The organism is Lebetimonas sp. JS085 (assembly GCF_000523295.1).
Lineage (GTDB): Bacteria > Campylobacterota > Campylobacteria > Campylobacterales > Nautiliaceae > Lebetimonas.
Window position 1 is genome coordinate 1,526,098 of record NZ_ATHR01000001.1, and the last position, 24,000, is coordinate 1,550,097.

The following is a 24,000-nucleotide window of genomic DNA, read 5'->3' on the forward strand; positions in this document are numbered from 1 at the left end:
CAATATTTTGTATTTTTTTCCGGTTTTTTAACAAAAAAAGATGGAATGCATTATGCACTATAAAAAATGAAAATAAAAATTAAGGAGATAAAATGGCTGAATTAAGACAAATTGCCTTTTACGGAAAAGGCGGAATCGGTAAATCTACTACTTCTCAAAATACATTGGCTTCTATGGCTTATTATTTTGGAAAAAATATAATGATAGTCGGTTGTGACCCTAAAGCGGATTCTACAAGACTTATTTTACACGAAAAAGCTCAGGACACTATTTTACATCTTGCTGCTGAAGCTGGAACAGTTGAAGATTTGGAACTTGAAGATGTGTTAAAACACGGAGCCGGAATTTTTAGTCCGGATACTAAGGGAGGATGGATTAACTGTGCGGAATCCGGAGGGCCTGAACCTGGTGTCGGTTGTGCGGGAAGAGGTGTTATTACAGCGATTAACTTTCTTGAAGAAGAGGGTGCTTATGAAGAGGACGGTTTGGATTTCGTATCTTACGATGTTTTAGGGGACGTTGTTTGCGGCGGTTTTGCTATGCCTATTCGTGAAGGTAAAGCACAGGAAATTTATATTGTTATGTCAGGTGAAATGATGGCCATGTATGCGGCTAACAACATTTCAAAAGGTATTTTGAAATATGCAAACACAGGTGGAGTCAGACTTGCGGGGCTTATTTGTAATGCAAGAATGACAGACAGGGAATATGATTTGGCAAATGCACTTGCTAAAGCATTAGGGACTCAAATGATTCATTTTGTTCCAAGAAACAATATAGTCCAACATGCAGAACTCAGAAGAATGACAGTTGTTGAATATTCTCCTACATCTGATCAGGCTTTGGAATACAAAGAACTTGCAAGAAAAATTATAGAAAATGATTTTAAAGTTATTCCTACACCGCTTGAAATGGATGATTTGGAAGATTTATTAATGGAATTCGGTCTTGAAGAGGATGTTTTGGAAGATGAAGTTGGTAAATCAGCCGAGCCGGTATTATAAAAAATAAAAAGGAGAGAAAATGTTTATAATAGGTTTAAAATTTCCAGCAGATATGGGAAACAATATTCCGGATGAAGAAGTAATAAAAAAACTGGATGCATTTATTGAATCAATTGGCGGAATAGATGACATTAATGCAATTGAACTTGAAATGGGCCCAAGAGGCGGAGATGTGGAAAAAATTGTTTACTGCAATAAAGACACGTTTCTTTTCAAGGCACTGGCAGCTTATTTGAAAGATGACAAATATATTGAAAAAGACGGAGAAAAATATCTGATTTTTACAAACAGGTATCAGATGAGTGAAATTTCAAAAAGGGTTGACAGTGACGATGAAACTATGGATTTATGCAAAAAATTTGATTCTATGGAGCATTTCAGAGTAAAAAAAGCGTCTTAATTTAAGGAGAAAATATGTCAGAAAAAACATTGAAAGAATTACAGGAAGAAGCAATAAAAGAAGTATTGAGTGTTTATCCTAAAAAAGCGGCAAAAAACCGCTCAAGACATTTAGGTGTTGCTACTCCGGAAGATGAAAGCCAAAAAACGGCGGGAAATGTAAGAAGCAACAAAAAAACGGTTCCTGGTGTTATGAGCCAAAGAGGATGTGCATATGCCGGAAGTAAAGGTGTTGTATGGGGTCCTGTAAAAGATATGATTCATATTTCACACGGACCTATCGGATGCGGTCAATACTCCCGTGCGGGAAGAAGAAACTATTATATAGGAACAACCGGGGTTGATACTTTTGGAACAATGAACTTTAGTTCTGATTTTCAGGAAAAAGACATCGTTTTCGGCGGTGATAAAAAACTTGCTAAATGTTTTGAAGAAATTGATGAGCTTTTTCCTCTCAACAGGGGTATTACCGTTCAATCAGAATGTCCAATTGGTTTAATTGGTGATGATATACAGGCAACATCAAAAATTTATTCTAAAAAAACAGGAAAAGTAATCGTTCCTACAAGCTGCGAAGGGTTTAGGGGTGTTTCTCAGTCTTTGGGGCATCATATTGCAAATGACGTAATAAGAGATTATGTAGTTGATCCTAATGTCCCGACTTACGGTAAAGAAATAGAGCCAGGCCCTTATGATATAGCAATTCTCGGGGATTACAACATAGGAGGCGACGGCTGGACAAGCAGAATTTTACTTGAAGAGATGGGTTTAAGGGTTGTTTCACAATGGACCGGGGATGCAACTTTGAAAGAGATGCATCAATCATCAAAAGTAAAACTTGTTCTTGTGCACTGTTATCGTTCTATGAATTATATCGCAAGGCATATAGAAAGGGAATACGGCGTTCCATGGGCTGAGTTTAATATGTTCGGACCGACCAACATAGCAAAATCCCTTAGAAAAATAGCATCTTTTTTTGATGAAAAAATTCAGGAAAATGCTGAAAAGGTAATTGCAAAATATCAACCGATGGCTGATGCTGTAATAGAAAAATACAGACCGAGACTTGAGGGTAAAAAAGTAATGCTTTTTGTGGGCGGTCTCAGACCAAGACACATTATCGGGGCTTATGAAGACCTTGGAATGGAAGTTATAGGGACAGGTTATGAATTTGCTCATGATGACGATTATGAAAGAACAAAAGAAGATATCAGTAATTCCACTATTATTTACGACGATGTAAATGAGTATGAATTTGAAGCTTTTGTTAAAAAATTACATCCTGACCTTGTAGGTTCCGGTATTAAAGAAAAATATGTATTCCAAAAAATGGGGCTTCCATATAGACAAATGCACTCATGGGATTACAGCGGTCCTTATCACGGATATGACGGTTTTGCAATTTTTGCAGCAAATATGGACCTTGCTATTAATTCGCCTGTTTGGAAAATAGATGATGCGCCGTGGGAAAGTAAAGGAGAAGAAAAATGCAAAATGTAGAAAATATAGTAGACGGACAAAAACTGTTTTTAAAACCTGAATATCAGGAACTTTTTAAAAATAAAAAAAATTTTGAAAGCGCAGCCGGGGCAACCGACCCTGAAAAGGTAAAAGAAGTTGCAGAATGGACAAAAACCTGGGAATACAGAGAAAAAAACTTTGCAAGGGAAGCCATTACAATCAATCCGGCAAAAGCATGTCAGCCGTTAGGGGCTGTAATGGCGGCACTCGGATTTGAAAAAACCATGCCTTATGTGCATGGAAGCCACGGGTGTGTTGCGTATTTCAGGTCTTATTTTACAAGACATTTTAAAGAACCGACTCCTTGTGTGAGTGATTCCATGACAGAAGATGCGGCGGTTTTCGGAGGTCTAAGTAATATGAAAGAAGGGCTTAAAAACTGCTGTGCACTTTATAAACCGGATATGATAGCTGTTTCAACAACATGTATGGCTGAAGTTATAGGTGATGATTTAGGTGCGTTTATTACTGCAGCCATTGAAGAAGACAAAGGAGAGTTCATTCCTGAAGGTATGCCTATTCCTTATGCACACACACCTTCATTTGTAGGAAGCCATATTACCGGATATGACAATATGATGCACGGTATTTTAGGCCAGCTTACAGAAGGAAATGTTGATAAAACAAACAAAAAAGAGAGAATTAATATAATTCCCGGGTTTGAGCCTTATGTTGGAAGCATAAGGGAAATTAAGAAAATTCTTGATGAATTCGGTTATGATTATATTATTTTAGGAGACCATTCCGACCAGTTTGATTCACCTGCCGGTAAATATAAAATGTTTGTAGGCGGAACTAAACTTGAAGATGCAAAAGACTGTGGAAATTCAAAAGCCACAATTTCATTGCAGAAATATGCAACCAAAAAAACAATGAAACTTCCAAAAAGATGGAAACAGGAAAGAGTTTTTGCAAATCCTATAGGACTTAAGGGCACTGATGATTTTATAATGAAAATATCTGAACTTACAGGTAAAGAGGTTCCCGAATCTTTGAAACTTCAAAGAGGAAGACTTGTGGATGCAATGCAGGACAGTTATCCGTATATGCACGGTAAAAAATTTGCCATTTGGGGCGATCCTGACTTTTTACTCGGAGTTGTAAGCTTTTTACTTGAAATGGGTGCAGAACCTACACATGTATTATGTAATAACGCTCCTAAAGGATGGGAAGAAGAGATGAGAACGCTGCTTGACACTTCTCCTGCAAAAGATGATTTACATGTATGGGCAGGAAAAGATTTATGGCATATGAGAAGTCTTCTTTTCACAGAACCAGTTGATTTTATGATTGGTAACTCTTACGGAAAAGAGATTTACAGGGATACTGGAATTCCACTAATCAGAATAGGATTTCCTATATTCGACAGACATCATTTGCACAGATATTCAATAAGCGGATATGAGGGTGCCCTTAATCTGTTAACATGGATAGTAAACGGTGTTCTTGATAGGTTAGATGAAGAAACAAAAGACATAGCAACAACCGATTACTTCTTCGATTTAATAAGATAATCTTCCCTTTTTCGGGAATCCTTCCAATTTTTTTGTTCTTTTTATAATTTTTCTTTTATAAATTCCCCAATTTAGAATAAAAAATGCATATCCTTTTAAAAGGAGCTGATATGGTTGGAAGAAAAAAAATAAAAGAATTATTAAATGAGAGTGCCTGCGAGCATTCAAAAAATAAAAAACAAGGCTGTAATATAGTTAAACCCGGTCTTGGAGCGGGAGGATGCGCTTTTGAAGGTGCGCAGATTTCTCTTTTTCCGTTTGCTGATGCGGTGCATCTGGTTCACGGCCCCCAAACATGCCTCGGCGCTTCGTGGGAAACAAGACAGACTCCGAGCTCATATAAAAAAGCGAATTTTACATATATGGGTTTTACCACAGGTATTACAACAAACGACATAATTTTCGGAGGTGATAAAAGGCTTGATGAATCCATTGAATATATTATGAAAAAATATTCTCCCGAGGCCATTTTTGTATACCAGACCTGTGTAACCGCTCTTATAGGTGATAATATAGATTCAGTTTGTAAAACAAAAAGTGAAAAATTTAATATTCCAATAGTGCCTGTGCATGCACCGGGTTTTGTCGGAAGTAAAAATCTCGGTTCAAGACTTGCCGGTGAAGATGTGTTGGAATATCTTATAGGCACAAAAGAGCCTGAATATACCACCCCTTATGATATTAATATAATAGGAAATTATAATGTTACTGGTGATTTGTGGCAAATTACCCCTGTGTTGGAAAAGATAGGTATCAGGGTTTTAAGCACATTAAGCGGAGATGGGAGAATTGAAAAAATAAAAACAGCCCACAGGGCAAAACTGAACGTAATAAACTGTTCAAAATCTTTAATAACGCTTTGCAGGAAAATGAAAGAAAAATATGATATTCCCTGGATATCCGCCTCATTTTACGGAAAAAGTGAAACATCTGCTTCCATTATTAAGATAGCCAAAGCTTTGGGAGATTCTGAACTTGTTGAAAAAGCTATTGAAGTAACAAAAAACGAAGAAGCTAAAATCGATAAAAAGCTAAAACCGTATATTGAAAAATTCAGAGGAAAAAAAGCTGTTTTAAATACAGGAGGTGAAAAAGCATGGTCTATAGCTTCAGCTCTGAAGGATTTGGGAATTAAAGTTATAGCCACTTCTGTTGCAAAATCTGTTGAAAGTGATATAAAAAAAGCAAAAGAAATTTTGGGAGAAGATATTATTTTAATGAAATCCCCGGCGTCTGAGCAGATAAAAATAGTGGAAGAATATGGCGCTGACATTCTTTTAGGCGGGGGAAGAAGTTTGTATACCGCTTTTAAAAAAGGAATACCTTATATTAATGTAAATCAGGAAAAAAAGAAAATTTACGGAGGATACGGGGGACTTCTAAATTTAGCAAAAGATTTGGACAATGTTTTGGATAATCCGGTATTTAAAAATTACTCAAAAAAAGCACCTTGGGAGGTTGAATTATGAATACAGTAAAAAAACCGCTTCAGGTAAATCCTATAAAACATTCCCAGCCTATGGGTGCTGCTCTGGCATTTATGGGGGTTAAAAACTGCCTTCCTTTAATGCACGGTTCTAAAGGATGTGCTTCATTTACAAAAGTTTTTCTGACAAGTCATTATAATGAACCAATTGCTATGTACAACACTTCCGTAATAGATATTACCGCTGTTCTTGAGGGCGGATATGAAACAATATTAAAAGCTGTGGAAAATATAATCAATAAATATAAATTTAAGCCCGATTTAATAGGCCTTCATACAACAGGGCTTACGGAAACAAAAGGAGATGATGTAAAAAGTGTTAAAAATTTTATAGACATACCTTACTGTTACGTAAACACGCCCGATTTTGAAGGCGGTATGGAAAGCGGATGGGCATTGGCCACAAAATCTTTAATAGAACAGTTTACAGAGGTGAAAGAAGAGATTAATTATAAAAAGATGTTGCTTTTGCCAAATGTATCCCTGCAGCCTGTTGAAATTGAAAAAATAAAAAGTTTTTGCGAAAGTTTCGGTTTTGAAACATATGCCCTTCCGGATATTTCCACCTCGCTTGACGGATGTTTAAGAGAAGGACAGGGGAAACTCGGAAACGGAGACATTACTTTAGATGATATTAAAAATTTAGCAGATTCGGCTTATGTCGTTACAATAGGGGAATCAATGAAAATCGCTGCAGATGCTCTTTTAGAAAAAAATCCAAAAATTAAACATAAACATTTCAACAGTTTAACAGGGTTAAATGCAACTGACAATTTTGTGGCATTTCTTATGAATATCTCTCAAAAAGAACCGTCTGAACATATAAAAAAATGGAGAGGCAGGCTTTTAGACGCTATGCTTGATACCCATTTTGTAATAAGCGATAACAAATTTGTCATTACAGGTGAACCTGATATGTGCTATGGAATAAGCGAACTGCTTTACAGTGTAGGGGCTAAAATAAAGGCTGTAATAGCAACTACCCCATCAAATGTGTTAAAAGATATTAAAGCGGAGAATGCTTTGGTGGGTGATTTGGAAGATGCTGAAAGTTTTTTAAATGAGTGTGATATGTTAATCAGTAATTTCCACGGGGAACGGATATTGCACTCTTTAGGAAGTAATGCAAAATTAATTGTAAGAGGTTTTCCAAATTATGAAGAATTTGGAAATCAGTTAAAAAATGACCAGCTTTATGAAGGCGGGGCATATTTTTTATTTGAAGTTGCGAACATACTGAATAAGGAGCTTTCACATGGCTAAAACTGTAAAAATAGACGTAATCTCAGAAGGAGATGAAAAAAATGTATTAAAAGTTGCCTTTGCAACGGATGATATAAAAAAAGTTAATCAAAATTTTTCAAGAGCAAAAAAATTTATTGTTTACGATATTACAAAAGAGGGATATACAACAAGCGGAATTATTGAAACAGATACTTCCAATCTGCCTGAGGGGGAAAAAACGGAATATAAAATTTCGGCTTTAAAAGGCGTAAATATAATGTATTGCAAAAGCATTATAGGCGGTGATGCCGCAAAAGTTATCTCTTCTGGCATTACCCCGGTAAAAGTTAAATATACAGACGATATTGAAGAACTGTTAAATCAGTTTGTATATATGTTAAACAATAATCCCCCGCCTTGGATTAAAAAAATTATGCATTTTGAAACTGAAAAAGACCCGAGACTTGATTTTTGGAAATATGAATAAAAGGGTAATAATGAAAGAAATTAAATTTGACAAAGAAGATTTTAAAAAAGAGCTTGTAAGACAGCTAAGAGCTTCTGATCAGTTTGGAAGCTGGTCTAAAATGAGCGATGAGGAACTGTTAACAAAAAAATATGTAAAAACAAAAGAAGAACTTAAAAATATTCCGATTATTGCGGATATTGATGAAATCTGGATAAATGAAATAAAAATGATTTTCAATGCCCTTGCCTTATTGTTTGAGAGAAAAACCGGTGTAATGTGTAATGTTGTTATGGAAATGAGTCATGAAGGTTTCGGTAGATGTGTCGTTATTGCGGATAAAATTGTTTTGGTTAACAAATATTTTAAAGATGCGCACCGTTTTAGTTATAGAACTCTTGAAAAACTATATGAAGACGGGGAAAAAATGTTAAATAAAGCCTATAAAACATATTTACAGTATAAACCATGCAAGGATTAAAAATGGCAAAAATTGGAATATTTGTAGGAAGCAGCGGAGGAGTTACCCAAAATGCCGCAGAAATGCTTGAGGAATTTTTTGAAGAGAGTGAACTTATAAATATGGAAGAGGATTTTGACGGCATTGAACAGTTTGAAGAATATGATGTGTTGCTTTTAGGCTCTTCAACCTGGGGACAGGGGGACCCTCAAAGGGACTGGGTCGACCCGCTTTTTGAGCTTGAAAATGAAATGCCGGATTTAAGCGGTAAAAAAGTCGCTTTCTTCGGTGCCGGGGATCAGGTTACACACGGGGAACATTTTGTAAGTGCTTTGGCAAAACTTAAAGAAGTTTTTACAAAGCTTGGAGCCGATTGTGAATACGGTTACTGGCCGATTGATGGATATAATTTTGAGTATTCGGCATCTGCGAAAGACGGAAAATTTTGCGGTTTGGCCATAGATGATATTAATCAGCCGGATTTGACCGAAGAAAGAGTGGCCGCATGGGCTGAACAGATTAAAAAAGAGATGAATCTTTAAGGAGAGGTTATGGGTAAACTTGAAGAGTTTAAAAAACTGAAAACTATAGAGGAATATTTTGATTTTTTTGATATTGAATATGATAAAAATCTTGTAAGTGTAAAAAGATTCCATATTTTAAAAAAATTCGGTGAAATGCTTGAAAAATCAAAAAAAGAAGAGTTTGAAAATGAGCAAAAAGAGCTGGATTTTTATAAATTTGCCTTTTATAATATTTATAAAAATTTTGAAAACGGTTATTCCCCGAGTGCTGCGGAAATATGGGACACATTCAGCAGGCCGTCTCCTTGTAGATTCTGTCTTGGCGCAAGCAGCTGCAGCAGTGTAAAGGAGTAAATGATGAAAAAATTAACAGTAGCTGAAGAAGGATTGATTTCATCTTCAACAAAAGATGAAATACTTCCCAAATTTAAAATAGGTCAGAGGGTCAGGATAAAAGTCCCTATAAAAAATGACGGAACAAACCCTTTTTATGAAAGAAACGCCATTTTGATTGAACCCGGGGAAGAGGGATATGTTAAGCATATCGGGGATTTTTTACAGGTAATAAGAATTTATGAAGTCCATTTTTTGGAAAAAGGCGTAATTTTCGGATGCAGGGAAGATGAGCTTGAAGCGGTGGAAGATGATGATTTTTATGATGAGGTGGAAGAAGAATTAAAATGGATTAGAGAACACCGTGCGAAAAAAGAGAAAAAACAGATTCAAAGTAAAAGTACATAAAATGAATCTGTTTTAAATAAATAAAAAAAAGGAGAATAAATGGTAAGTGTGATTTTTTGCGGATTCGGTGAAGGAATGGATAAAAGGATTTTTGCAAAAAAAGGTGATTTACTTTTAAGAGTTGCAAAACTAAACGGGGTTAAAATACCGAGTGAATGTGAAGACGGTACCTGCGGAAGCTGTGCCGTTAAAATTGAAGAATTAAAATTAAAAGATACATTAAAACCGGATGAAGAGGGTTATGACCCGGAAGCCGTTCCGGTATATATGGAAGATAAAGAACTTAACACTTTGATAGAAATGGGAGCCATTTCAAAAAAAGAGGCTGAAATAGCCCAGCAGTATAACAGACAAACACCTATTAGACTTGCATGTCAGTGTATTATACAAACAGACATACTTGTAAAACCATTTGAATAAAAAAAAGGAGTAAAAAATGACAACAAGAGTAGAGATTGTAAATGATTTTTTAGCTGTAAATGTTAAACCTGGTAAAACTATCCAGGATATTGTGGAAGCATCCGGTTCCGCTTTACCTTTTGGTTGCAGAGACGGAGAATGCGGAACCTGTGTTGTATATATTGAAACAGGGATGGAGTATTTGAATGAAATGAATGAAAAAGAAAAAGCTGTTATGAAAATGTTGAATGAAAACAGCCCTAAAGCAAGACTTGCATGTCAGATGAAAATTGCTAAACCGAACGGACTTGTACGTATAAGGTATTAGTTCCGATTCTTTTTGAATCGGATAATTTAGCCGTTTTCGTTTAGAACAAAAATTGCATATAATATTGTAAAAATATTATATGGGGTTTTTATGGAACTAAAACAGAGTTTGTCTCAAAAACAGGTGCCGCGCCTTTCTATGAAAATGTGGCTTCCGATACTTGAGTGTTCAGTTACAGAACTCGATGAGCATTTAAGAACCATATCTTATGAAAATCCCTGTATTGAAATATCAAACAAAACTTCACCAAAAGCTTACAGTGAATATGTAAACCGTGTTTCAAACGCTTCAACCGATTCTATAGAAGCTTTGAGCATAAATGAAAAAAATTTATATGAAATTTTGGAAGAACAGATAATTCCGCCTTTATTCCCTACAAAAAAATCCCAAAAAGTTGCAAAAGAGATTATATTAAATATAAATAAAGAGGGTTATTTTGAGGGAAATATAGAAGAAATTGCCAATATTTGCAATGTTACGCCTACATTTGTGGAATCTGTAAGACAGCGCTTTGAATACTTGGAGCCTAGCGGAATAGGCGCAGAAAATTTTAAAGAGGCTTTTTTGTTCCAGCTTGTGGAATATGATTTAGATGATGAACTCAGCCTGCTTTTAAGTAATATAATTAAAAATTTCAGTTCTATGGACAAATTTATCAACCATCCACGTTTTAAAGATGCAAAAGATATTTTAAAGCGTTTAAAATATCCCCCTGCCGTTGAATTTAAAAAAAACAAAGAACATATTGTTCCGGATATGCATATTTTTTTTGAAAAAGGTGAATTAGTTATTATGATGAACAGCCAGTTTTATCCGGATGTTAAAATAAATTTTGTAAACGATTCGAATAATTATCTGAAAAAGAAATTTAAAGAGGCGAAAGAACTTGTGAATATGCTGGATCTCAGAAAAAAAACCCTTTATAATATTGCGTTAATCATTACCGAAAAACAGTATAGCTTTTTTGTAGGCGGCAGTTTAAAACCACTTAGGTTAAAAGATGTCGCCAAAGAATTAGGATTTAACGAATCCACAATTTCAAGGGCAATAAAGAATAAATTTATTCAGACAGAATGGGGTATATTTGCATTTAAAGATTTTTTTGCAAATAATATAAACAATGTTTCAACTGTTGAAATAAAAGAATTTGTAAAAAATCTTATTGAAAATGAAAATCAGGAAAAACCTTTAAGCGATAAGGAAATTCTTGAATTTGTAAATAAGAAATTTAATATAAATATGCAAAGAAGAACCATTGTTAAATACAGACAGGAGATGAATATACCTTCTTTTAAGGAAAGAAAATTTATATATTTAATTAAAAATTCATAATTTTATTTTTGCTATAATTAGCAAAAAGGGAAAATATGAAAAAATTTTTAATTTTTTTCTCTTCTGTTATTGTAATATTTGCAGCTTTTATAGTTTTTTTATTTACGCCTCCGGGAAACGCGCTTTTAAAACCTATCGTTGAAAGTCAGATTAATTCAAAATCCCCTGTTAAAATTTCTTTTGATAAATTTAGGGTTGGCTTTGGCAATATTGATTTAAAAATTAAACTTTTAAAAAATTCGGTAGCAAATATTAAAGGAAATTATTCACTTTTTTCCCAGAATTTCAATATTAATTACAATGTTCATATTGATAATTTAAATAATTTAAAAAATATAGTTAATTATCCACTAAGAGGAAGTGTGGATACGAGTGGAAACATTAAAGGAAATATCAAAGATATAAAAATAAAAGGAATCACAAATTTTGCAAAAAGTAACAGTAATTATTTTGTTGAACTTAAAAATAAAAAAGTTTCAAAAATTTTGGCAGATATTAAAAATCTGGATTTAGCAAGCCTTCTTTATATAGTTAATAAACCTAAATTTATAGACGGAAAATTAAATTCAAACATTGTTTTAAACAGTATTGATATTAACAATTTGGACGGGAATATAAAAGCTTATATTAAAAATGCAACTGTTAACAGGAATTTATTGAAAAAAGAGTATAATTTAACACTTCCAAAAACTGCGCTTAATTTAAATGCAAAAGCTTTAATGAAAGATAAAAAAATAAACTTTTTTGCCAATTTAGTTTCCAATTTATTAAAGGCAAATATAAACGGCAAATTTGAAAACAATTATTTAAGTTCCAAATATATTGTTTTGGCCGATAATTTATCTGTTTTAACACCTGTTATAAATCAAAAAATAAGGGGAAAATTTAAAACAGAAGGCAACATAAAAGGTAAAACAGACAATTTATTGGTAAAAGGAATCGCATATTTAGCGGGCGGAAATATAGATTATCAAACAAATTTGGGTAAAAAAGAATTAATTTATAGAGTGAATAATATTAAAATAAATAAACTGCTTTATATGGTTTATCAGCCGATATACAGTTACGGAAATATTAACTCAAATGGAAAAATTTATTTTAACAAAGATTTAAACGGAAAAATAATTGCCAATATACAAGGGAAAACAGATAAATATGTGTTGTATAAAGAGTTTAATTTTACAAATGCTGCTATTTCATATAATCTAAATTCAAATGTCAATATAAAAAATTCAATAGCTTTAATAAATACAAAATTAAATTCAAATGTTGTTAATGCTAATTTGCCGGATGGAAAATACAATATTAATAAAAATATATTTACAAGCACTTATTCAATAAATATTCCAAATTTAGACAAACTCTATTTTGCAACAAAAAAACATTTAAAAGGTAAAATTAGGGTATTTGGAAATATAAAAAAGGATAAAGATTTATTAATTACAGGAAACTCTAAAACACTCGGAGGTAATATAAATTATAAATTATTAAACAACGATTTTACATTAAATGCAAAAAATCTATATGTTGTAAAACTTATGGATATGCTTATGTATCCTCAAATTTTTGATTCAACCGCAAATATTGATTTGAAATATAACCTTTTAAATAAAAAAGGCGTTTTGGATGCTAATTTGATTGACGGCCACTTTTTACCTAATAAGCTCAGCTTTTTAATAAATTCTCTGGCTCATTTTGATTTAACAAGAGAAATTTATAAAAAAACAACTATTCACTCTATTATAAATGATAAAAAAATAATAAGCGATTTGGATATGAAAAGCAAACTGACTCACATTTCTTCTAAAAAAGCTTTTGTAGATTTAGATAAAGAATATATAGACTCAAAGCTTCTTTTAGAAATAATGAAAAGACCAATTTATATTAAATTAAAAGGTAAATTAACTTCTCCATCTATAAAAATTGATGCAAGTAAATTTTTAAAAGCAGAAATTAAAAGGAAGGCTAAAGAAGAGATAAAAAAACAGATTGAAAAAAATTTGCCTATTCAAAATTTCTTTAAAGGATTTTAATTTCCTTTTTTTAAGTAAATAATAAATAAAAAAATTTAATAAATTTCTTTTATTTTGGTATAATTCCACACTAAAAAACTGATTAAAGGAAAAGAATGCCTACTATAAACCAATTAGTTAGAAAAGGTAGAAAACAAGTTATTAAAAAATCAAAATCACCTGCACTTGTAAGCTGTCCTCAAAGAAGAGGGGTTTGTACAAGAGTATATACGACTACTCCTAAAAAACCGAACTCTGCACTTAGAAAAGTTGCAAAAGTTCGCCTTACCAGCGGGTATGAGGTAATTAGTTATATACCCGGTGTCGGTCATAACCTGCAAGAACATAGCATTGTGCTTGTAAGAGGCGGTAGGGTAAAAGACTTGCCTGGGGTTAAATATCACATCGTAAGAGGTGCGTTGGATACCGCCGGAGTTAAAGGAAGAGTACACTCAAGAAGTAAATACGGTACTAAAAAAGCAGAAGCCGGTAAAAAATAATTTTTGATTTTTGTGTAGTTTAGGTTAATTTGCGTTTTGGTTATAGTAGGAGGAATTTTTAATGGAAAATGTAAAATGGAAAATGTAAAATTCCATTTTTAATTGTTTAATTGTCCATTGATTTGCCTCCTCACTGCCAAAGCTGGTAGAGTAAGTCCCTGTATATGGGTAAAAAAAACTGAAGAGAAGGAGATTTTATGAGAAGAAGAAGAGCGCCTAAAAGAGCGGTAATGCCGGATCCGGTATTTAAGAGTGAAATAGTTACAAAATTTATTAATAAAATTATGTGGGACGGTAAAAAAACAATTGCCGAAAAAATAGTTTACGGTGCTATTGAAAGATTGGATAGCAAAGGTGAAGAAAAAGGAATAGATGTATTTTTCAAAGCTATTGAAAATGTAAAACCGCTTTTGGAAGTTAGAAGCAGAAGAGTCGGTGGGGCGACATACCAGGTCCCTATGGAAGTGAGACCTGAAAGACAACAAACACTTTCTATCAGATGGATAGTTGATGCCGCAAGAAACAGAAATGAAAGAACAATGGTGGAAAGACTTTCTAACGAACTTTGGGATGCGGCAAACGAAAGAGGAGCGGCATTCAAGAAAAGAGAAGATACTCACAGAATGGCAGAGGCAAACAAAGCATTTGCTCATTACAGATGGTAATATTTTAATGGAAAATGGAGAATTGAAAATGGAGAGCTTTCTCCTCCCCTTTTCTTCAAATTTACAAACTTCAAAGTCTGATATAATTTCAAAAAATTTAAGGAGATAAAATGCCAAGAAAAACGCCTATCGAAAAAGTTAGGAATATAGGTATTGCTGCTCATATTGACGCAGGTAAAACTACAACAACGGAGAGAATTTTATATTATACCGGTGTTAGTCATAAAATAGGTGAAGTGCACGAAGGTGCAGCGACTATGGACTGGATGGAACAGGAAAAAGAAAGAGGTATTACAATTACTTCGGCTGCTACAACATGTTTTTGGAAAGAACATCAAATTAACATTATCGATACTCCGGGACACGTTGACTTTACTATTGAAGTCGAAAGAAGTATGAGGGTGCTTGACGGTGCGGTTGCAGTATTTTGTGCCGTCGGCGGTGTTCAGCCTCAAAGTGAAACAGTTTGGAGACAGGCAAACAAATATCATGTCCCAAGAATTGCATTTGTTAATAAAATGGACAGAATCGGGGCTAATTTTTATGAAGTTGAAAAACAGATAAAAGAAAGATTAAAAGCTAATCCGGTTCCTATTCAAATTCCAATCGGGGCGGAAGAGAATTTTAAAGGTGTTGTGGATTTAGTTCAAATGAAAGCTCTTGTATGGGAAGATGAAGCGGCACTTGGAAGTAAATACAAAGTTGAAGACATTCCGGCTGAACTTAGGGATAAAGCGGAGGAATACAGGGAAAAACTTATTGAATCAGTTGCTGAAACAGATGAAGCATTAATGGAAAAATATTTTGCCGGAGAAGAAATTACTGCTGATGAAATTAAAGCGGCTATTAAAAAAGCCACATTAAATATAGAAATTGTTCCAATGTTATGCGGTACCGCATTTAAAAACAAAGGTGTTCAACCGTTGCTTGACGCTGTAATTGATTATCTGCCTTCTCCTACAGAAGTTACATGGATTAAGGGAATTGACCCTAAAACAGGTGAGGAAATAAGCATAAATCCTGGTGATGACCAACCTTTCAGCGGACTTGCATTTAAAATTATGACTGACCCGTTTGTCGGTAAACTAACATTTACAAGATTCTATTCAGGTGTAATTGAAGCAGGCAGTTATGTATTAAACTCAACTAAAAACAAAAAAGAGAGAATCGGAAGACTTCTTAGAATGCATTCTAATAAAAGAGAAGAAGTCAGTGAATTTTACAGCGGTGAAATCGGAGCTATTGTAGGTCTTAAAAACACATTGACAGGTGATACTTTATGTGATGAAAGCAGACCCGTTATTTTGGAAAAAATGGAATTCCCAGACCCGGTTATTTCAGTTGCGGTTGAGCCTAAAACAAAAGCCGACCAGGAAAAAATGGCTATTGCACTTCAAAAATTAGCAGAAGAAGACCCGAGTTTCAGAGTTGCAACCGATGAAGAGAGCGGTCAGACAATTATTTCAGGTATGGGTGAGCTGCATCTTGAAATTATTGTAGACAGGCTTAAAAGAGAATTTAAAGTGGAATGTAATACAGGTAAACCTCAGGTTGCATACAGAGAAACATTCAAAAAAACAGTCGAGCAAGAATACAAATATGCAAAACAATCAGGCGGTAGAGGTCAATACGGGCATGTATTTATAAGACTTATTCCGCAAGAACCTGGTAAAGGTTATGAATTTGTTGATTTAATTAAAGGTGGGGTAATCCCAAGAGAATATATTCCTGCAGTTGACAAAGGTATCCAAGAAGCATCTCAGGGCGGAATTTTGGCAGGATTCCCGGTGGTTGATTTTAAAGTGGAACTTTATGACGGAAGTTACCATGAGGTTGACTCAAGCGAAATGGCGTTTAAACTTGCCGGAAGCATGGCATTTAAAGAAGGTGCCAAAAAAGCAAATCCTGTTATACTTGAACCGATTATGAAAGTTGAAATTGAAGTACCGGAAGAGTATATGGGTGATGTAATTGGGGATGTAAATAGAAGAAGAGGCCAGGTAAATTCTATGGAAGATAGCCATGGAATTAAAAAAGTAACAGCATTTATTCCTCTTGCAGAAATGTTTGGATATTCAACAGACCTTAGAAGTATGACTCAGGGTAGGGGAACCTATTCAATGGTATTCGACCATTATGAAGAAGTCCCTCAAAATGTGGCGGCAGAAATTATAAAAGAAAGACAAGGGTAATTTTTCCTTGTTTTTTTGTTTTTATAATTAAAGGTGTTTGACACTAATTTATAAGTTAGTCCGATAAAATAACAGGAGTGGTTAAGGAAATCGAGAGGATTTAAAAGAGAAATTGTTTGTAAATTTAAAAGAAAATTAATATCAATTGACAATGGAAAATGATGAAAAGTATTGAAATAAGGGGAATTTTAAATATTTTTAAAGTAACTAACTAATTGAGAATTGGTATTACTTTGATTTATTTTTCATGATGCACAAAATAGTTCATTGAAAATTAATTAAAATTATCGTATAATATTAAAGAAACTATACGATAAGGTAGTAAAATGAATGCTAAAATTACGCTTTACAGTGATAAAGAATTAATTAAAAAAATAAAAAAATATGCAAAAGAAAAAAATACAAGTGTATCTGCAATTGTAAATGAATTTTTTAAATCATTACTTGAAAAAAATGAATCTTCACCTGTTACAAATTCATTAGCCGGAATATTAAAAAATAAAAAATTAGATGAAAAAAATTATTATAAACATTTAGAGGAAAAATATTTATGAAAATGCTCTTAGATATAAATATTGTACTGGATTTTTTTCTTGAAAGAGAACCTTTTTTTGACGAAATATATAAAATATTTAGTGCAATTGAGAATAAAAAAGTAATAGGTTATCTATGCGCTTCAAGTATTGATACGATTTATTATTTAATAGCAAAATCAATTAATAAAAGAACTGCTAATGAAGTTATTTATAAACTTTTAAAAATTTTTGAAATAAGTGAAGTAAATAAAAATACTATACTTGGTGCACTTAAGAGTGATTTTAATGATTTCGAAGATAGTATTATTTATTCAAGTGCTTATTTAAACGGAATTGATTATATTGTCACTCGGGATAAAAAAGGCTTTAAAAAGTCAAAAGTTAAAGTTTTAACACCACTTGAAGCTGTTTCAAAAATTAAAGGTTTGTAACCTCTTGCGGAAATGTTCGGATATTCAACAGACCTTAGAAGTATGACTCAGGGTAGGGGAACCTATTCAATGGTATCCTCAAAATGTGGCGGCAGAAATTATAAAAGAAAGACAAGGGTAAATCTCTTGTTTTTCCCTTAATTTTCCATCTTCAATTGATATAACTTGCTTTTTTATTTTTAAATATTGTATAATTCATCCAACGTTATATAAAAAAATATATAAGGAAAAAAGATGTATTATACAAAAGAGGATATTGCAAGACTTATCAGCGAAGATATGCCTTATTTTGATTTGACTTCCAAACTTTTAAATATTGAGGGTTTGGGCAAGATTACTTTTTTTACCAGAAAAGATGCTGTTGTTACCGGTAATAAATTAGTTGAATTATTATGCAGGGAACTTGATTTAAAAGTAAATTTTAAAGAAAAAGATTCTAAATTTTTAACTGCTGGCAGTAAAATATTTGAAGCCGAGGGGGAAAATGTTTTAATTCTTTGGAAAGTTGCACAAAATATTTTTGAATATGCGCTTTCCGTATCTACCTACACATATGAAATGGTTAAAAAGGCAAAAAATATTAACCCATATATTGAAATTTTAACTACAAGAAAAATAATTCCTTTTACTAAAAAAATAGCCCTGAACGCTATAATAGACGGAGGCGCAATGCCCCACAGAATTACAACAAATGAAACGGTTTTGGTTTTTGATAATTATGTAAAACTTTTCGGAGGCTGGGATAAATTTTTTAAGGAATTTAAAAAAATAAAACATAAAACGATTGAAAAAAAATGGGTAATTGAAACTGATAATTTAGAAATGGCTAAAAAATTAATAGATATTGAAGTGGATGTTATTCAGCTTGATAAAGTGGATATTGAGACAACTAAGCAAGTAGTAGAACTTGCCCATAAGTGCAGGAGGGATTAATACTAATAATGTGGAAGAGTATGCAAAAACAGGGGTTGATTCAATAGTTACAACAGCCCCTTATTTTGCAAAAGGGGCTGATGTAAAAGTGGTTATAGATTCTCTTTAATATCTTTTACCCATCCTTCCATTACATCATTTGCGATTAAAGCGGGAGCTTCAAGAAAAGCTATTTCAAACTTATCTTCAAATTCAGTAACACCGATACTTCTTGGCCTAACAGCAGTTATTTTTCCGTTTAATATTTTATTTCCAAAACAAAATATAATAATTTTGCAGTCTTTAATACCTTTTGCAATTTCTCCGTTTGGAAGATTTTTTGTATGGGTAAAATGGTCAAATTCTCCTATATATGTACATATAGGATGGGAATTAATTTTTTCTTTAAAAAATTTAATTATTTCATCGGTAGTTTTATAGTGTGTTTCATCTTTATATACATCCAATACAAATACCGGATATTTTTCCTGTAAAATCATTTGTTGCATTATGCCTCCTTAAATTTTTTGCAACTTTAGCTTAATAAGTTTAAATTATTATTAATATAAGAAAATATTATATAAATTTGATGTATAATTATAAAAAAAGGTTTTTTAAGTGGATAGAAGAAAATTTTTAATTGCTTCTTCTTTAATACTTCCTACTTTATCTTTTGCAAAATCCCATAATCATATTGTTTTGCCTAAAAAACCATTTGAGTATTTTTATAAAAAAGGAAGTGGCAAAAGAATTTTAATTATCGGCGGAATTCATGGCAATGAAATGGGGGCTTACAAAGCTGCAGATTTACTGGTGGATATGGATATAAAAGCTGATGTTTTAATTATTCCAAGAAGCAATTTTACTTCAATTTTAGCGGATGTAAGGGGATATAACGGGGATATGAACAGAAAATTTGATTATATTTCAAAAAAGGACCCTGATTTTTATTATGTGGAACTTCTTAAAGAGGCAATACTCGATTTTAAACCGGATTTACTGATTTCTATGCATGACGGATACGGATTTAGTTCAAAATACAGGCATTCGTGGGGACAGAGTGTTGTAATTGATGAAGTTAGATATAAAAATTTTGAACTTTTTAAAGAAGCTGAATTTGTTAAAAACAATGTCAATAAATATTTAAAATGGCCAGTTTCTATTATAAACACAAAAACATTTACCGGTAATATTCATAAAGAACAAAAAAAAGCACTTACCGGCTGGTGTTTAAAACATAATGTAAAGGCATTTTGTATAGAAGCTTCCAAACAACTGCCGAGTTTAAAGGATAAAGTTTATACCCATCTTGTAATGCTGAGGGAATTTTTTAATTTATATAATATTAAATCAAATATAGATGAATATATTAAAAATATTTATTTAAAAGAGATTTTTCCAAGCGTTAAACTGAAAATAAATAATCAATTTTACAGAATAAATAAAACAACAAAAATAAAACTTCCTTTAAAAGCCGATATTGAGATAGTGGATATAACAGGCAACAGGGGAAGTTTTATTGTTCCAAAAGGCATTAATTTAAACTGGAGAAAATTTTATTTTAAAAATTTAACATTAGAAGTAAAAAACGATTTTGAAAAAAAATATGAAATACATTTAAAGGGGTAAAATGGCTTATGAACTTATAATAGACAATGATAATAAAAAAATTGAAATTCATTCGGATTTGTGTGACAAATTTATGGAAATTAAAACCGGTTTTAATAATAATTTTGAGTATGTTAATTTTCATTTGTTTAACGAAGTTGAAAATTTTTTGAATAAAGATGAATATAAAGAATATGAAATAGCGGAATGTACAGAATGTAAACCAGTAGAAAACAGAGAAAAATTGGATGAAGAATATGATGATTTTTATGAAGAATTTCAAGAAGATGAAGAAGATAATCCAACTTGCTGCCCTTTTTAGGTATAATTTCACAAAAAGGAGATAAATATGTTTAAAGAATGTTGTCCGGAATTAATACCTGTAATGGAAAAATTAGCTGCTGAAAATCCTCATATTGATGCCTTGATTAAAAGGCATGCAGAGCTTAATAAAATTATAGATGATGTTGAAGCGGGAAGAGAACATATGAATGAAATGGAATTAGATAAATTATATAACGAATGAGTATAATACTAGAATAAAATTTGCATTATATTTAAAAATTAAAGTTGAAAGGGTTATAAATGAAAAAATTTATTATTTTTTTCTTCTTAAATGTTTTTTTATCCGCAAATGAAATATATGTAGCATCTGCTGCCGGAAATGCCTATGCACTGCCTGAAATCATAAAATCTTACAATAAACATTATCCCAAGGATAAAATTAATTTAATTTTGGCGAGTAGCGGAAAACTTACTGCCCAGATAATGCACGGGGCAAATTATGATGTGTTTTTAGCTGCCAATATGAAATATCCTTTTGCTTTGTATAAAAAAAGATTGACATTAACCAAACCTAAAATTTATGCAAAAGGGGCAATAGTTCTTTTTAGCAGAAAACTTTTAAAAGGTGGTTATAAAGATATAATATTAAATTCTGCTTCCATCGCCATTGCAAATCCGAAAACAGCGCCTTACGGGAAAGCCGCTGTCGAATTTTTAAAAAATACGGGATTATACAAAAAAATAAAAAATAGACTTGTATATGCCGAAACAGTTTCGGCAGCACTTAATTATGCCATTCATTCAACAGATTCCGGAATTGTGGCAAAAGCCCTTCTTTTTTCTCCAAAAACAAAAATGTACAAAAATTGGATTGAATTGCCACACAATTACAATTCTATTAATCAGGGGGCGGTATTGTTAAATAAAAAAGGGCTTCGTTTTTATAATTTTTTGTTTTCAAAAGAAGCAAAAAAAATTTTTAAAAAATACGGGTATAATGTAAATGAATAAGATAAAGGCCGATTTAATCAATATTGAAAATAAAAACAATATAAATTTATTAACGTTTAAAAGTGTTAATGAAACGATAAAGGTTGTTATGCTTGAGATGAATTTTGAAATTAAAAATGAAGCTTTTCTATTTTTTAAACCGACAATGGTTTCTTTGTCAAAAGAAAAATGTAAAAGCACAATAGAAAATAATTTAGCGGCTGTAGTTGAAAAGATTGAAATTGGTGAAATTTTTACAAATATTTATTGTAATTTTAACAATGAAGAAATAGAAGTGTTGATTTTAAAAGAATCATTTGAAAAATTAAATATTAATATAGGAGAGAGGGTTTTTTTAATGATTAGGGCAAGTGAAATAGGAGTCAGTGTTGATTGATTTAACACCGTTTTTCCTTTCATTTAAACTGGCTTTTTCAGTAACGGTTATATTGCTTTTTGTAGGTATTCCGTTTTCTTATTTTCTTTCAAATACAAAATCAAAAATAAAACCGGTTTTAGAGGCGTTAAGCGCGCTTCCTATTGTATTGCCGCCTTCAGTTCTCGGATTTTATCTGCTTATTTTATTATCACAGGATTCATTTATAGGAAAAATAATTTATGAAATTTTTAATATAAAACTTGTTTTTACATTTGAAGGGCTTGTTGTCGCAAGCAGTATATATTCTTTTCCGTTTATGATTCAGCCTTTGCAAAACGGATTTGATAATATAGATAAAAAATTGATAGAGGCCAGCTTTTTAAGCGGTAAAGGGAAATTAACCACACTTTTTAAAATAATACTTCCCAATATGAAGAGTTCGATAATGACTGCGGTTATTATCACTTTTGCCCATACTGTGGGGGAATTCGGGGTTGTATTGATGGTGGGTGGTTCAATCCCCGGGAAAACGGAGGTTGCAAGTGTTGCAATATATGATTATGTAGAAATGATGGATTATAAATCAGCCCATTTTTACAGTGCCATAATGCTTATTATAAGTTTTTTGGTTTTATTATTTGTATATATTTTTAATGAAAAACAAAAGAGAAAATATGAATTATTTTAAAATCTTTAAAAAACTTCACGGAAGCAGCGGAAATATGGATTTAGATGCGGAATTTAACCTCGAAAAAGGTGAATTTTTGGCAATAATGGGTGAAAGCGGCAGTGGAAAAACAACACTTTTAAGAATTATCGCCGGACTTGAAAAAAGCAGCAGTAAGATTATTGTGGATAATGAAGTCTGGCAGGATGAAAAAATTTTTTTGCCCCCTCAGAAAAGGAAAATAGGATTTGTTTTCCAAGATTACGCACTTTTTCCAAATATGAATGTAATCGAAAATTTATTATATGTAAATAAAGATTATAATTTGGCCGAATATCTGCTTGAAATAACTAATTTAAAAGAACTTAAAAAAAGATTTCCAAATACACTTAGCGGCGGTCAGAAACAAAGGGTTGCATTAATCAGGGCACTTATGAGAAAACCTAAAATTTTATTAATGGATGAACCTTTTTCTGCTCTTGATCCGAATATGAGAAAAAATCTGCAAAAAGAAATTTTAATTTTACATAAAAAATTTAATTTGACAACAATTATGGTTTCACATTCACCGAGCGAAATTTATAAACTTTCAAACAGGGTGATTGAAATAAACGGAGGAAAAATAATTAAAAATTCAAAAACCAAAGATGTTTTGTTAAAACATAGTGGTTCGGCAAAATTTGCATTTGAAGGTGAAATAATAGATATTAAAAAAAATGATGTTATAAATATTGCGGTTATTTCCATAGGTAACCAGATAACAGAAATTGTTATAACAAAAAAAGAAACAAAAAATTTAAAAGTAGGGGATAAAATAATTGTTTCAACAAAAGCTTTTCATCCTAATGTGGAAAAAATAAAAAAATAAAAAATTTTTATCATATTAAATGAAAAGTGGTTTAAATTATATTTAAAGTTTTTTTCGAGAGTGTTAGCAATTCCGTGTCAGTCAAGGTAAAATACTAAAGAAGAAAGGACTGACATGGAGAAATTTAATTTTGACAAAGCAGTAAAAGATTTATTAGCAGGTAAGAAGATAGGTGGAAAAGATGGAGTATTAGCTCCATTAATTAAAGAATTAGTAGAAGCTGCACTTGAAGCAGAGATTGAATCTCATATTGCAGATGAAGTTTTACAAGGTAAAAGAAATAGAAGAAACGGTTACAACAGGAAAACAGTTAAATCAACATCAGGAGAATTTGAACTTGCTACCCCAAGAGATAGAGAAGGTAGATTTGAGCCTCAAATAGTAAAAAAACATCAAACAACAATAAGTGATGAAATAGAAGAGAAGATATTATCATTATATGCACTTGGAATGAGCTATAAAGATATAAAATCACATATTGAAGAGCTTTATCAAATTTCTATTTCATCAGCTACAATAAATGCAATAACGGATAAAATAATACCAAAAATCAAAGA

Annotated in this window: 31 protein-coding genes and 1 pseudogene; 31 read left to right on the plus strand and 1 reads right to left on the minus strand. The window is 32.1% G+C overall.

Features of this window, described 5'->3' with window-relative positions; translation table 11 throughout:
• The first annotated feature begins 92 nt into the window (after positions 1-92).
• From nifH to DZ68_RS11255, 23 genes and pseudogenes are all read left to right on the plus strand, one after another.
• Positions 93-1,004 carry a nitrogenase iron protein gene (gene nifH / locus DZ68_RS0108470; RefSeq protein ID WP_024788176.1) on the plus strand — a complete coding sequence of 304 codons (912 nt, stop codon included), beginning with the start codon at positions 93-95 and terminating at the stop codon, positions 1,002-1,004.
• Between the two features lie 19 nt (positions 1,005-1,023).
• Entirely contained in the window at positions 1,024-1,404 is a 381-nt protein-coding gene (locus DZ68_RS0108475) for a hypothetical protein (protein ID WP_024788177.1), read from the plus strand.
• Positions 1,405-1,418: 14 nt separating this feature from the next.
• Positions 1,419-2,903, plus strand: coding sequence for a nitrogenase molybdenum-iron protein alpha chain (nifD, locus tag DZ68_RS0108480; protein ID WP_024791027.1), 1,485 nt, complete (start codon positions 1,419-1,421; stop codon positions 2,901-2,903).
• Positions 2,891-4,438: a nitrogenase molybdenum-iron protein subunit beta gene (gene nifK / locus DZ68_RS0108485; protein ID WP_024788178.1), complete on the plus strand. Its 1,548-nt coding sequence runs from the start codon at positions 2,891-2,893 to the stop codon at positions 4,436-4,438. Before nifD ends, nifK begins: the two co-directional genes overlap by 13 nt.
• Before the next feature lie 110 nt (positions 4,439-4,548).
• On the plus strand, positions 4,549-5,907 hold the full coding sequence (gene nifE / locus DZ68_RS0108490) for a nitrogenase iron-molybdenum cofactor biosynthesis protein NifE (RefSeq protein WP_024788179.1): 1,359 nt from the start codon (positions 4,549-4,551) through the stop codon (positions 5,905-5,907).
• Positions 5,904-7,187: a nitrogenase iron-molybdenum cofactor biosynthesis protein NifN gene (gene nifN / locus DZ68_RS0108495; RefSeq protein ID WP_024788180.1), complete on the plus strand. Its 1,284-nt coding sequence runs from the start codon at positions 5,904-5,906 to the stop codon at positions 7,185-7,187. Before nifE ends, nifN begins: the two co-directional genes overlap by 4 nt.
• Complete coding sequence (locus DZ68_RS0108500) at positions 7,180-7,635, plus strand: NifB/NifX family molybdenum-iron cluster-binding protein (protein WP_024788181.1); 456 nt, start codon at positions 7,180-7,182, stop codon at positions 7,633-7,635. The genes nifN and DZ68_RS0108500 overlap by 8 nt, the downstream gene beginning before the upstream one ends.
• Positions 7,636-7,645: 10 nt before the next feature.
• Positions 7,646-8,095, plus strand: coding sequence for a NifX-associated nitrogen fixation protein (locus tag DZ68_RS0108505; RefSeq protein WP_024788182.1), 450 nt, complete (start codon positions 7,646-7,648; stop codon positions 8,093-8,095).
• 2 nt (positions 8,096-8,097) lie between these two features.
• Positions 8,098-8,616, plus strand: coding sequence for a flavodoxin (locus DZ68_RS0108510; RefSeq protein WP_024788183.1), 519 nt, complete (start codon positions 8,098-8,100; stop codon positions 8,614-8,616).
• Between the two features lie 9 nt (positions 8,617-8,625).
• Positions 8,626-8,952, plus strand: coding sequence for a nitrogenase-stabilizing/protective protein NifW (locus tag DZ68_RS10265; protein ID WP_024788184.1), 327 nt, complete (start codon positions 8,626-8,628; stop codon positions 8,950-8,952).
• Between the two features lie 3 nt (positions 8,953-8,955).
• Positions 8,956-9,339, plus strand: a complete 384-nt coding sequence (locus tag DZ68_RS10270) for a nitrogen fixation protein NifZ (protein WP_024791556.1) — start codon at positions 8,956-8,958, stop codon at positions 9,337-9,339.
• Positions 9,340-9,378: 39 nt separating this feature from the next.
• Complete coding sequence (locus DZ68_RS0108525) at positions 9,379-9,759, plus strand: 2Fe-2S iron-sulfur cluster-binding protein (RefSeq protein ID WP_024788186.1); 381 nt, start codon at positions 9,379-9,381, stop codon at positions 9,757-9,759.
• Between the two features lie 16 nt (positions 9,760-9,775).
• Positions 9,776-10,066 carry a 2Fe-2S iron-sulfur cluster binding domain-containing protein gene (locus tag DZ68_RS0108530; protein WP_024791028.1) on the plus strand — a complete coding sequence of 97 codons (291 nt, stop codon included), beginning with the start codon at positions 9,776-9,778 and terminating at the stop codon, positions 10,064-10,066.
• 90 nt (positions 10,067-10,156) lie between these two features.
• Positions 10,157-11,398 (plus strand): RNA polymerase factor sigma-54, encoded by a 1,242-nt coding sequence (gene rpoN, locus DZ68_RS0108535; RefSeq protein WP_024788188.1) that lies wholly within the window; start codon positions 10,157-10,159, stop codon positions 11,396-11,398.
• A gap of 35 nt (positions 11,399-11,433) precedes the next feature.
• Positions 11,434-13,431 (plus strand): hypothetical protein, encoded by a 1,998-nt coding sequence (locus DZ68_RS0108540; RefSeq protein WP_024791029.1) that lies wholly within the window; start codon positions 11,434-11,436, stop codon positions 13,429-13,431.
• A 95-nt stretch (positions 13,432-13,526) separates the two neighbouring features.
• Entirely contained in the window at positions 13,527-13,910 is a 384-nt protein-coding gene (gene rpsL / locus DZ68_RS0108545; protein WP_024788191.1) for a 30S ribosomal protein S12, read from the plus strand.
• A 197-nt stretch (positions 13,911-14,107) separates the two neighbouring features.
• Positions 14,108-14,575, plus strand: coding sequence for a 30S ribosomal protein S7 (gene rpsG, locus DZ68_RS0108550; RefSeq protein ID WP_024788192.1), 468 nt, complete (start codon positions 14,108-14,110; stop codon positions 14,573-14,575).
• Between the two features lie 110 nt (positions 14,576-14,685).
• Positions 14,686-16,767 (plus strand): elongation factor G, encoded by a 2,082-nt coding sequence (fusA, locus tag DZ68_RS0108555; RefSeq protein WP_024788193.1) that lies wholly within the window; start codon positions 14,686-14,688, stop codon positions 16,765-16,767.
• 326 nt (positions 16,768-17,093) lie between these two features.
• The gene (locus DZ68_RS0108560) at positions 17,094-17,321 is read left to right on the plus strand and encodes a DUF6364 family protein (RefSeq protein WP_024791030.1); all 228 of its coding nucleotides are present in this window, start codon (positions 17,094-17,096) and stop codon (positions 17,319-17,321) included.
• Complete coding sequence (locus DZ68_RS0108565) at positions 17,318-17,734, plus strand: PIN domain-containing protein (RefSeq protein WP_024788195.1); 417 nt, start codon at positions 17,318-17,320, stop codon at positions 17,732-17,734. Before DZ68_RS0108560 ends, DZ68_RS0108565 begins: the two co-directional genes overlap by 4 nt.
• Positions 17,735-17,855 (plus strand): annotated as a pseudogene (locus DZ68_RS11375) (hypothetical protein); the annotation flags it as partial. It abuts the gene before it with no gap.
• Positions 17,856-17,968: 113 nt separating this feature from the next.
• Entirely contained in the window at positions 17,969-18,667 is a 699-nt protein-coding gene (locus tag DZ68_RS10275) for a ModD protein (RefSeq protein ID WP_051428224.1), read from the plus strand.
• A complete protein-coding gene (locus DZ68_RS11255) occupies positions 18,642-18,776 on the plus strand; it encodes a hypothetical protein (protein ID WP_255327389.1) in 135 nt (44 codons plus the stop codon). Before DZ68_RS10275 ends, DZ68_RS11255 begins: the two co-directional genes overlap by 26 nt.
• Here the strand turns inward: DZ68_RS11255 and DZ68_RS0108575 are convergent.
• Positions 18,760-19,155 (minus strand): DUF6858 family protein, encoded by a 396-nt coding sequence (locus DZ68_RS0108575; protein WP_024791031.1) that lies wholly within the window; start codon positions 19,153-19,155, stop codon positions 18,760-18,762. The two genes, DZ68_RS11255 and DZ68_RS0108575, sit on opposite strands and share 17 nt — an antisense overlap.
• A 109-nt stretch (positions 19,156-19,264) precedes the next feature.
• Between DZ68_RS0108575 and DZ68_RS0108580 the strand changes: the two genes are divergently transcribed.
• The 8 genes from DZ68_RS0108580 to DZ68_RS0108615 all read left to right on the plus strand — a co-directional run.
• Positions 19,265-20,275 carry a M99 family carboxypeptidase catalytic domain-containing protein gene (locus tag DZ68_RS0108580; RefSeq protein WP_024791032.1) on the plus strand — a complete coding sequence of 337 codons (1,011 nt, stop codon included), beginning with the start codon at positions 19,265-19,267 and terminating at the stop codon, positions 20,273-20,275.
• A 1-nt stretch (position 20,276) separates the two neighbouring features.
• Entirely contained in the window at positions 20,277-20,576 is a 300-nt protein-coding gene (locus DZ68_RS0108585; RefSeq protein WP_024788197.1) for a hypothetical protein, read from the plus strand.
• Between the two features lie 27 nt (positions 20,577-20,603).
• Positions 20,604-20,780: a hypothetical protein gene (locus tag DZ68_RS10800; RefSeq protein WP_173391320.1), complete on the plus strand. Its 177-nt coding sequence runs from the start codon at positions 20,604-20,606 to the stop codon at positions 20,778-20,780.
• A gap of 59 nt (positions 20,781-20,839) precedes the next feature.
• Positions 20,840-21,550: a molybdate ABC transporter substrate-binding protein gene (gene modA / locus DZ68_RS0108595; protein ID WP_024791033.1), complete on the plus strand. Its 711-nt coding sequence runs from the start codon at positions 20,840-20,842 to the stop codon at positions 21,548-21,550.
• On the plus strand, positions 21,543-21,926 hold the full coding sequence (locus DZ68_RS0108600) for a TOBE domain-containing protein (RefSeq protein ID WP_024788198.1): 384 nt from the start codon (positions 21,543-21,545) through the stop codon (positions 21,924-21,926). The genes modA and DZ68_RS0108600 overlap by 8 nt, the downstream gene beginning before the upstream one ends.
• Positions 21,919-22,596: a molybdate ABC transporter permease subunit gene (gene modB, locus DZ68_RS0108605; RefSeq protein WP_369792201.1), complete on the plus strand. Its 678-nt coding sequence runs from the start codon at positions 21,919-21,921 to the stop codon at positions 22,594-22,596. The genes DZ68_RS0108600 and modB overlap by 8 nt, the downstream gene beginning before the upstream one ends.
• Positions 22,583-23,443 (plus strand): ABC transporter ATP-binding protein, encoded by an 861-nt coding sequence (locus DZ68_RS0108610; protein ID WP_024788200.1) that lies wholly within the window; start codon positions 22,583-22,585, stop codon positions 23,441-23,443. Before modB ends, DZ68_RS0108610 begins: the two co-directional genes overlap by 14 nt.
• 114 nt (positions 23,444-23,557) lie before the next feature.
• Positions 23,558-24,000: transposase (locus DZ68_RS0108615; RefSeq protein WP_024788201.1), on the plus strand; the 443-nt coding region annotated here is incomplete at its 3' end.

Excerpts from the sequence above, each read along its gene's own strand:
- DZ68_RS0108530 (WP_024791028.1), top strand. The coding sequence starts at position 9,776 with ATGACAACAAGAGTAGAGATTGTAAATGATTTTTTAGCTGTAAATGTT.
- DZ68_RS0108600 (WP_024788198.1), top strand. The coding sequence starts at position 21,543 with ATGAATAAGATAAAGGCCGATTTAATCAATATTGAAAATAAAAACAAT.
- nifD (WP_024791027.1), top strand. The coding sequence starts at position 1,419 with ATGTCAGAAAAAACATTGAAAGAATTACAGGAAGAAGCAATAAAAGAA.
- DZ68_RS10800 (WP_173391320.1), top strand. The coding sequence starts at position 20,604 with ATGTTTAAAGAATGTTGTCCGGAATTAATACCTGTAATGGAAAAATTA.
- DZ68_RS10265 (WP_024788184.1), top strand. The coding sequence starts at position 8,626 with ATGGGTAAACTTGAAGAGTTTAAAAAACTGAAAACTATAGAGGAATAT.
- DZ68_RS0108525 (WP_024788186.1), top strand. The coding sequence starts at position 9,379 with ATGGTAAGTGTGATTTTTTGCGGATTCGGTGAAGGAATGGATAAAAGG.
- DZ68_RS0108560 (WP_024791030.1), top strand. The coding sequence starts at position 17,094 with ATGAATGCTAAAATTACGCTTTACAGTGATAAAGAATTAATTAAAAAA.
- DZ68_RS0108475 (WP_024788177.1), top strand. The coding sequence starts at position 1,024 with ATGTTTATAATAGGTTTAAAATTTCCAGCAGATATGGGAAACAATATT.
- DZ68_RS0108500 (WP_024788181.1), top strand. The coding sequence starts at position 7,180 with ATGGCTAAAACTGTAAAAATAGACGTAATCTCAGAAGGAGATGAAAAA.
- nifE (WP_024788179.1), top strand. The coding sequence starts at position 4,549 with ATGGTTGGAAGAAAAAAAATAAAAGAATTATTAAATGAGAGTGCCTGC.
- DZ68_RS10275 (WP_051428224.1), top strand. The coding sequence starts at position 17,969 with ATGTATTATACAAAAGAGGATATTGCAAGACTTATCAGCGAAGATATG.
- DZ68_RS10270 (WP_024791556.1), top strand. The coding sequence starts at position 8,956 with ATGAAAAAATTAACAGTAGCTGAAGAAGGATTGATTTCATCTTCAACA.
- nifH (WP_024788176.1), top strand. The coding sequence starts at position 93 with ATGGCTGAATTAAGACAAATTGCCTTTTACGGAAAAGGCGGAATCGGT.
- DZ68_RS0108610 (WP_024788200.1), top strand. The coding sequence starts at position 22,583 with ATGAATTATTTTAAAATCTTTAAAAAACTTCACGGAAGCAGCGGAAAT.
- rpsG (WP_024788192.1), top strand. The coding sequence starts at position 14,108 with ATGAGAAGAAGAAGAGCGCCTAAAAGAGCGGTAATGCCGGATCCGGTA.
- DZ68_RS0108585 (WP_024788197.1), top strand. The coding sequence starts at position 20,277 with ATGGCTTATGAACTTATAATAGACAATGATAATAAAAAAATTGAAATT.
- DZ68_RS0108565 (WP_024788195.1), top strand. The coding sequence starts at position 17,318 with ATGAAAATGCTCTTAGATATAAATATTGTACTGGATTTTTTTCTTGAA.
- DZ68_RS0108540 (WP_024791029.1), top strand. The coding sequence starts at position 11,434 with ATGAAAAAATTTTTAATTTTTTTCTCTTCTGTTATTGTAATATTTGCA.
- rpoN (WP_024788188.1), top strand. The coding sequence starts at position 10,157 with ATGGAACTAAAACAGAGTTTGTCTCAAAAACAGGTGCCGCGCCTTTCT.
- nifN (WP_024788180.1), top strand. The coding sequence starts at position 5,904 with ATGAATACAGTAAAAAAACCGCTTCAGGTAAATCCTATAAAACATTCC.
- nifK (WP_024788178.1), top strand. The coding sequence starts at position 2,891 with ATGCAAAATGTAGAAAATATAGTAGACGGACAAAAACTGTTTTTAAAA.
- fusA (WP_024788193.1), top strand. The coding sequence starts at position 14,686 with ATGCCAAGAAAAACGCCTATCGAAAAAGTTAGGAATATAGGTATTGCT.
- modA (WP_024791033.1), top strand. The coding sequence starts at position 20,840 with ATGAAAAAATTTATTATTTTTTTCTTCTTAAATGTTTTTTTATCCGCA.
- DZ68_RS0108510 (WP_024788183.1), top strand. The coding sequence starts at position 8,098 with ATGGCAAAAATTGGAATATTTGTAGGAAGCAGCGGAGGAGTTACCCAA.
- DZ68_RS0108505 (WP_024788182.1), top strand. The coding sequence starts at position 7,646 with ATGAAAGAAATTAAATTTGACAAAGAAGATTTTAAAAAAGAGCTTGTA.
- DZ68_RS0108575 (WP_024791031.1), bottom strand. The coding sequence starts at position 19,155 with ATGCAACAAATGATTTTACAGGAAAAATATCCGGTATTTGTATTGGAT.
- rpsL (WP_024788191.1), top strand. The coding sequence starts at position 13,527 with ATGCCTACTATAAACCAATTAGTTAGAAAAGGTAGAAAACAAGTTATT.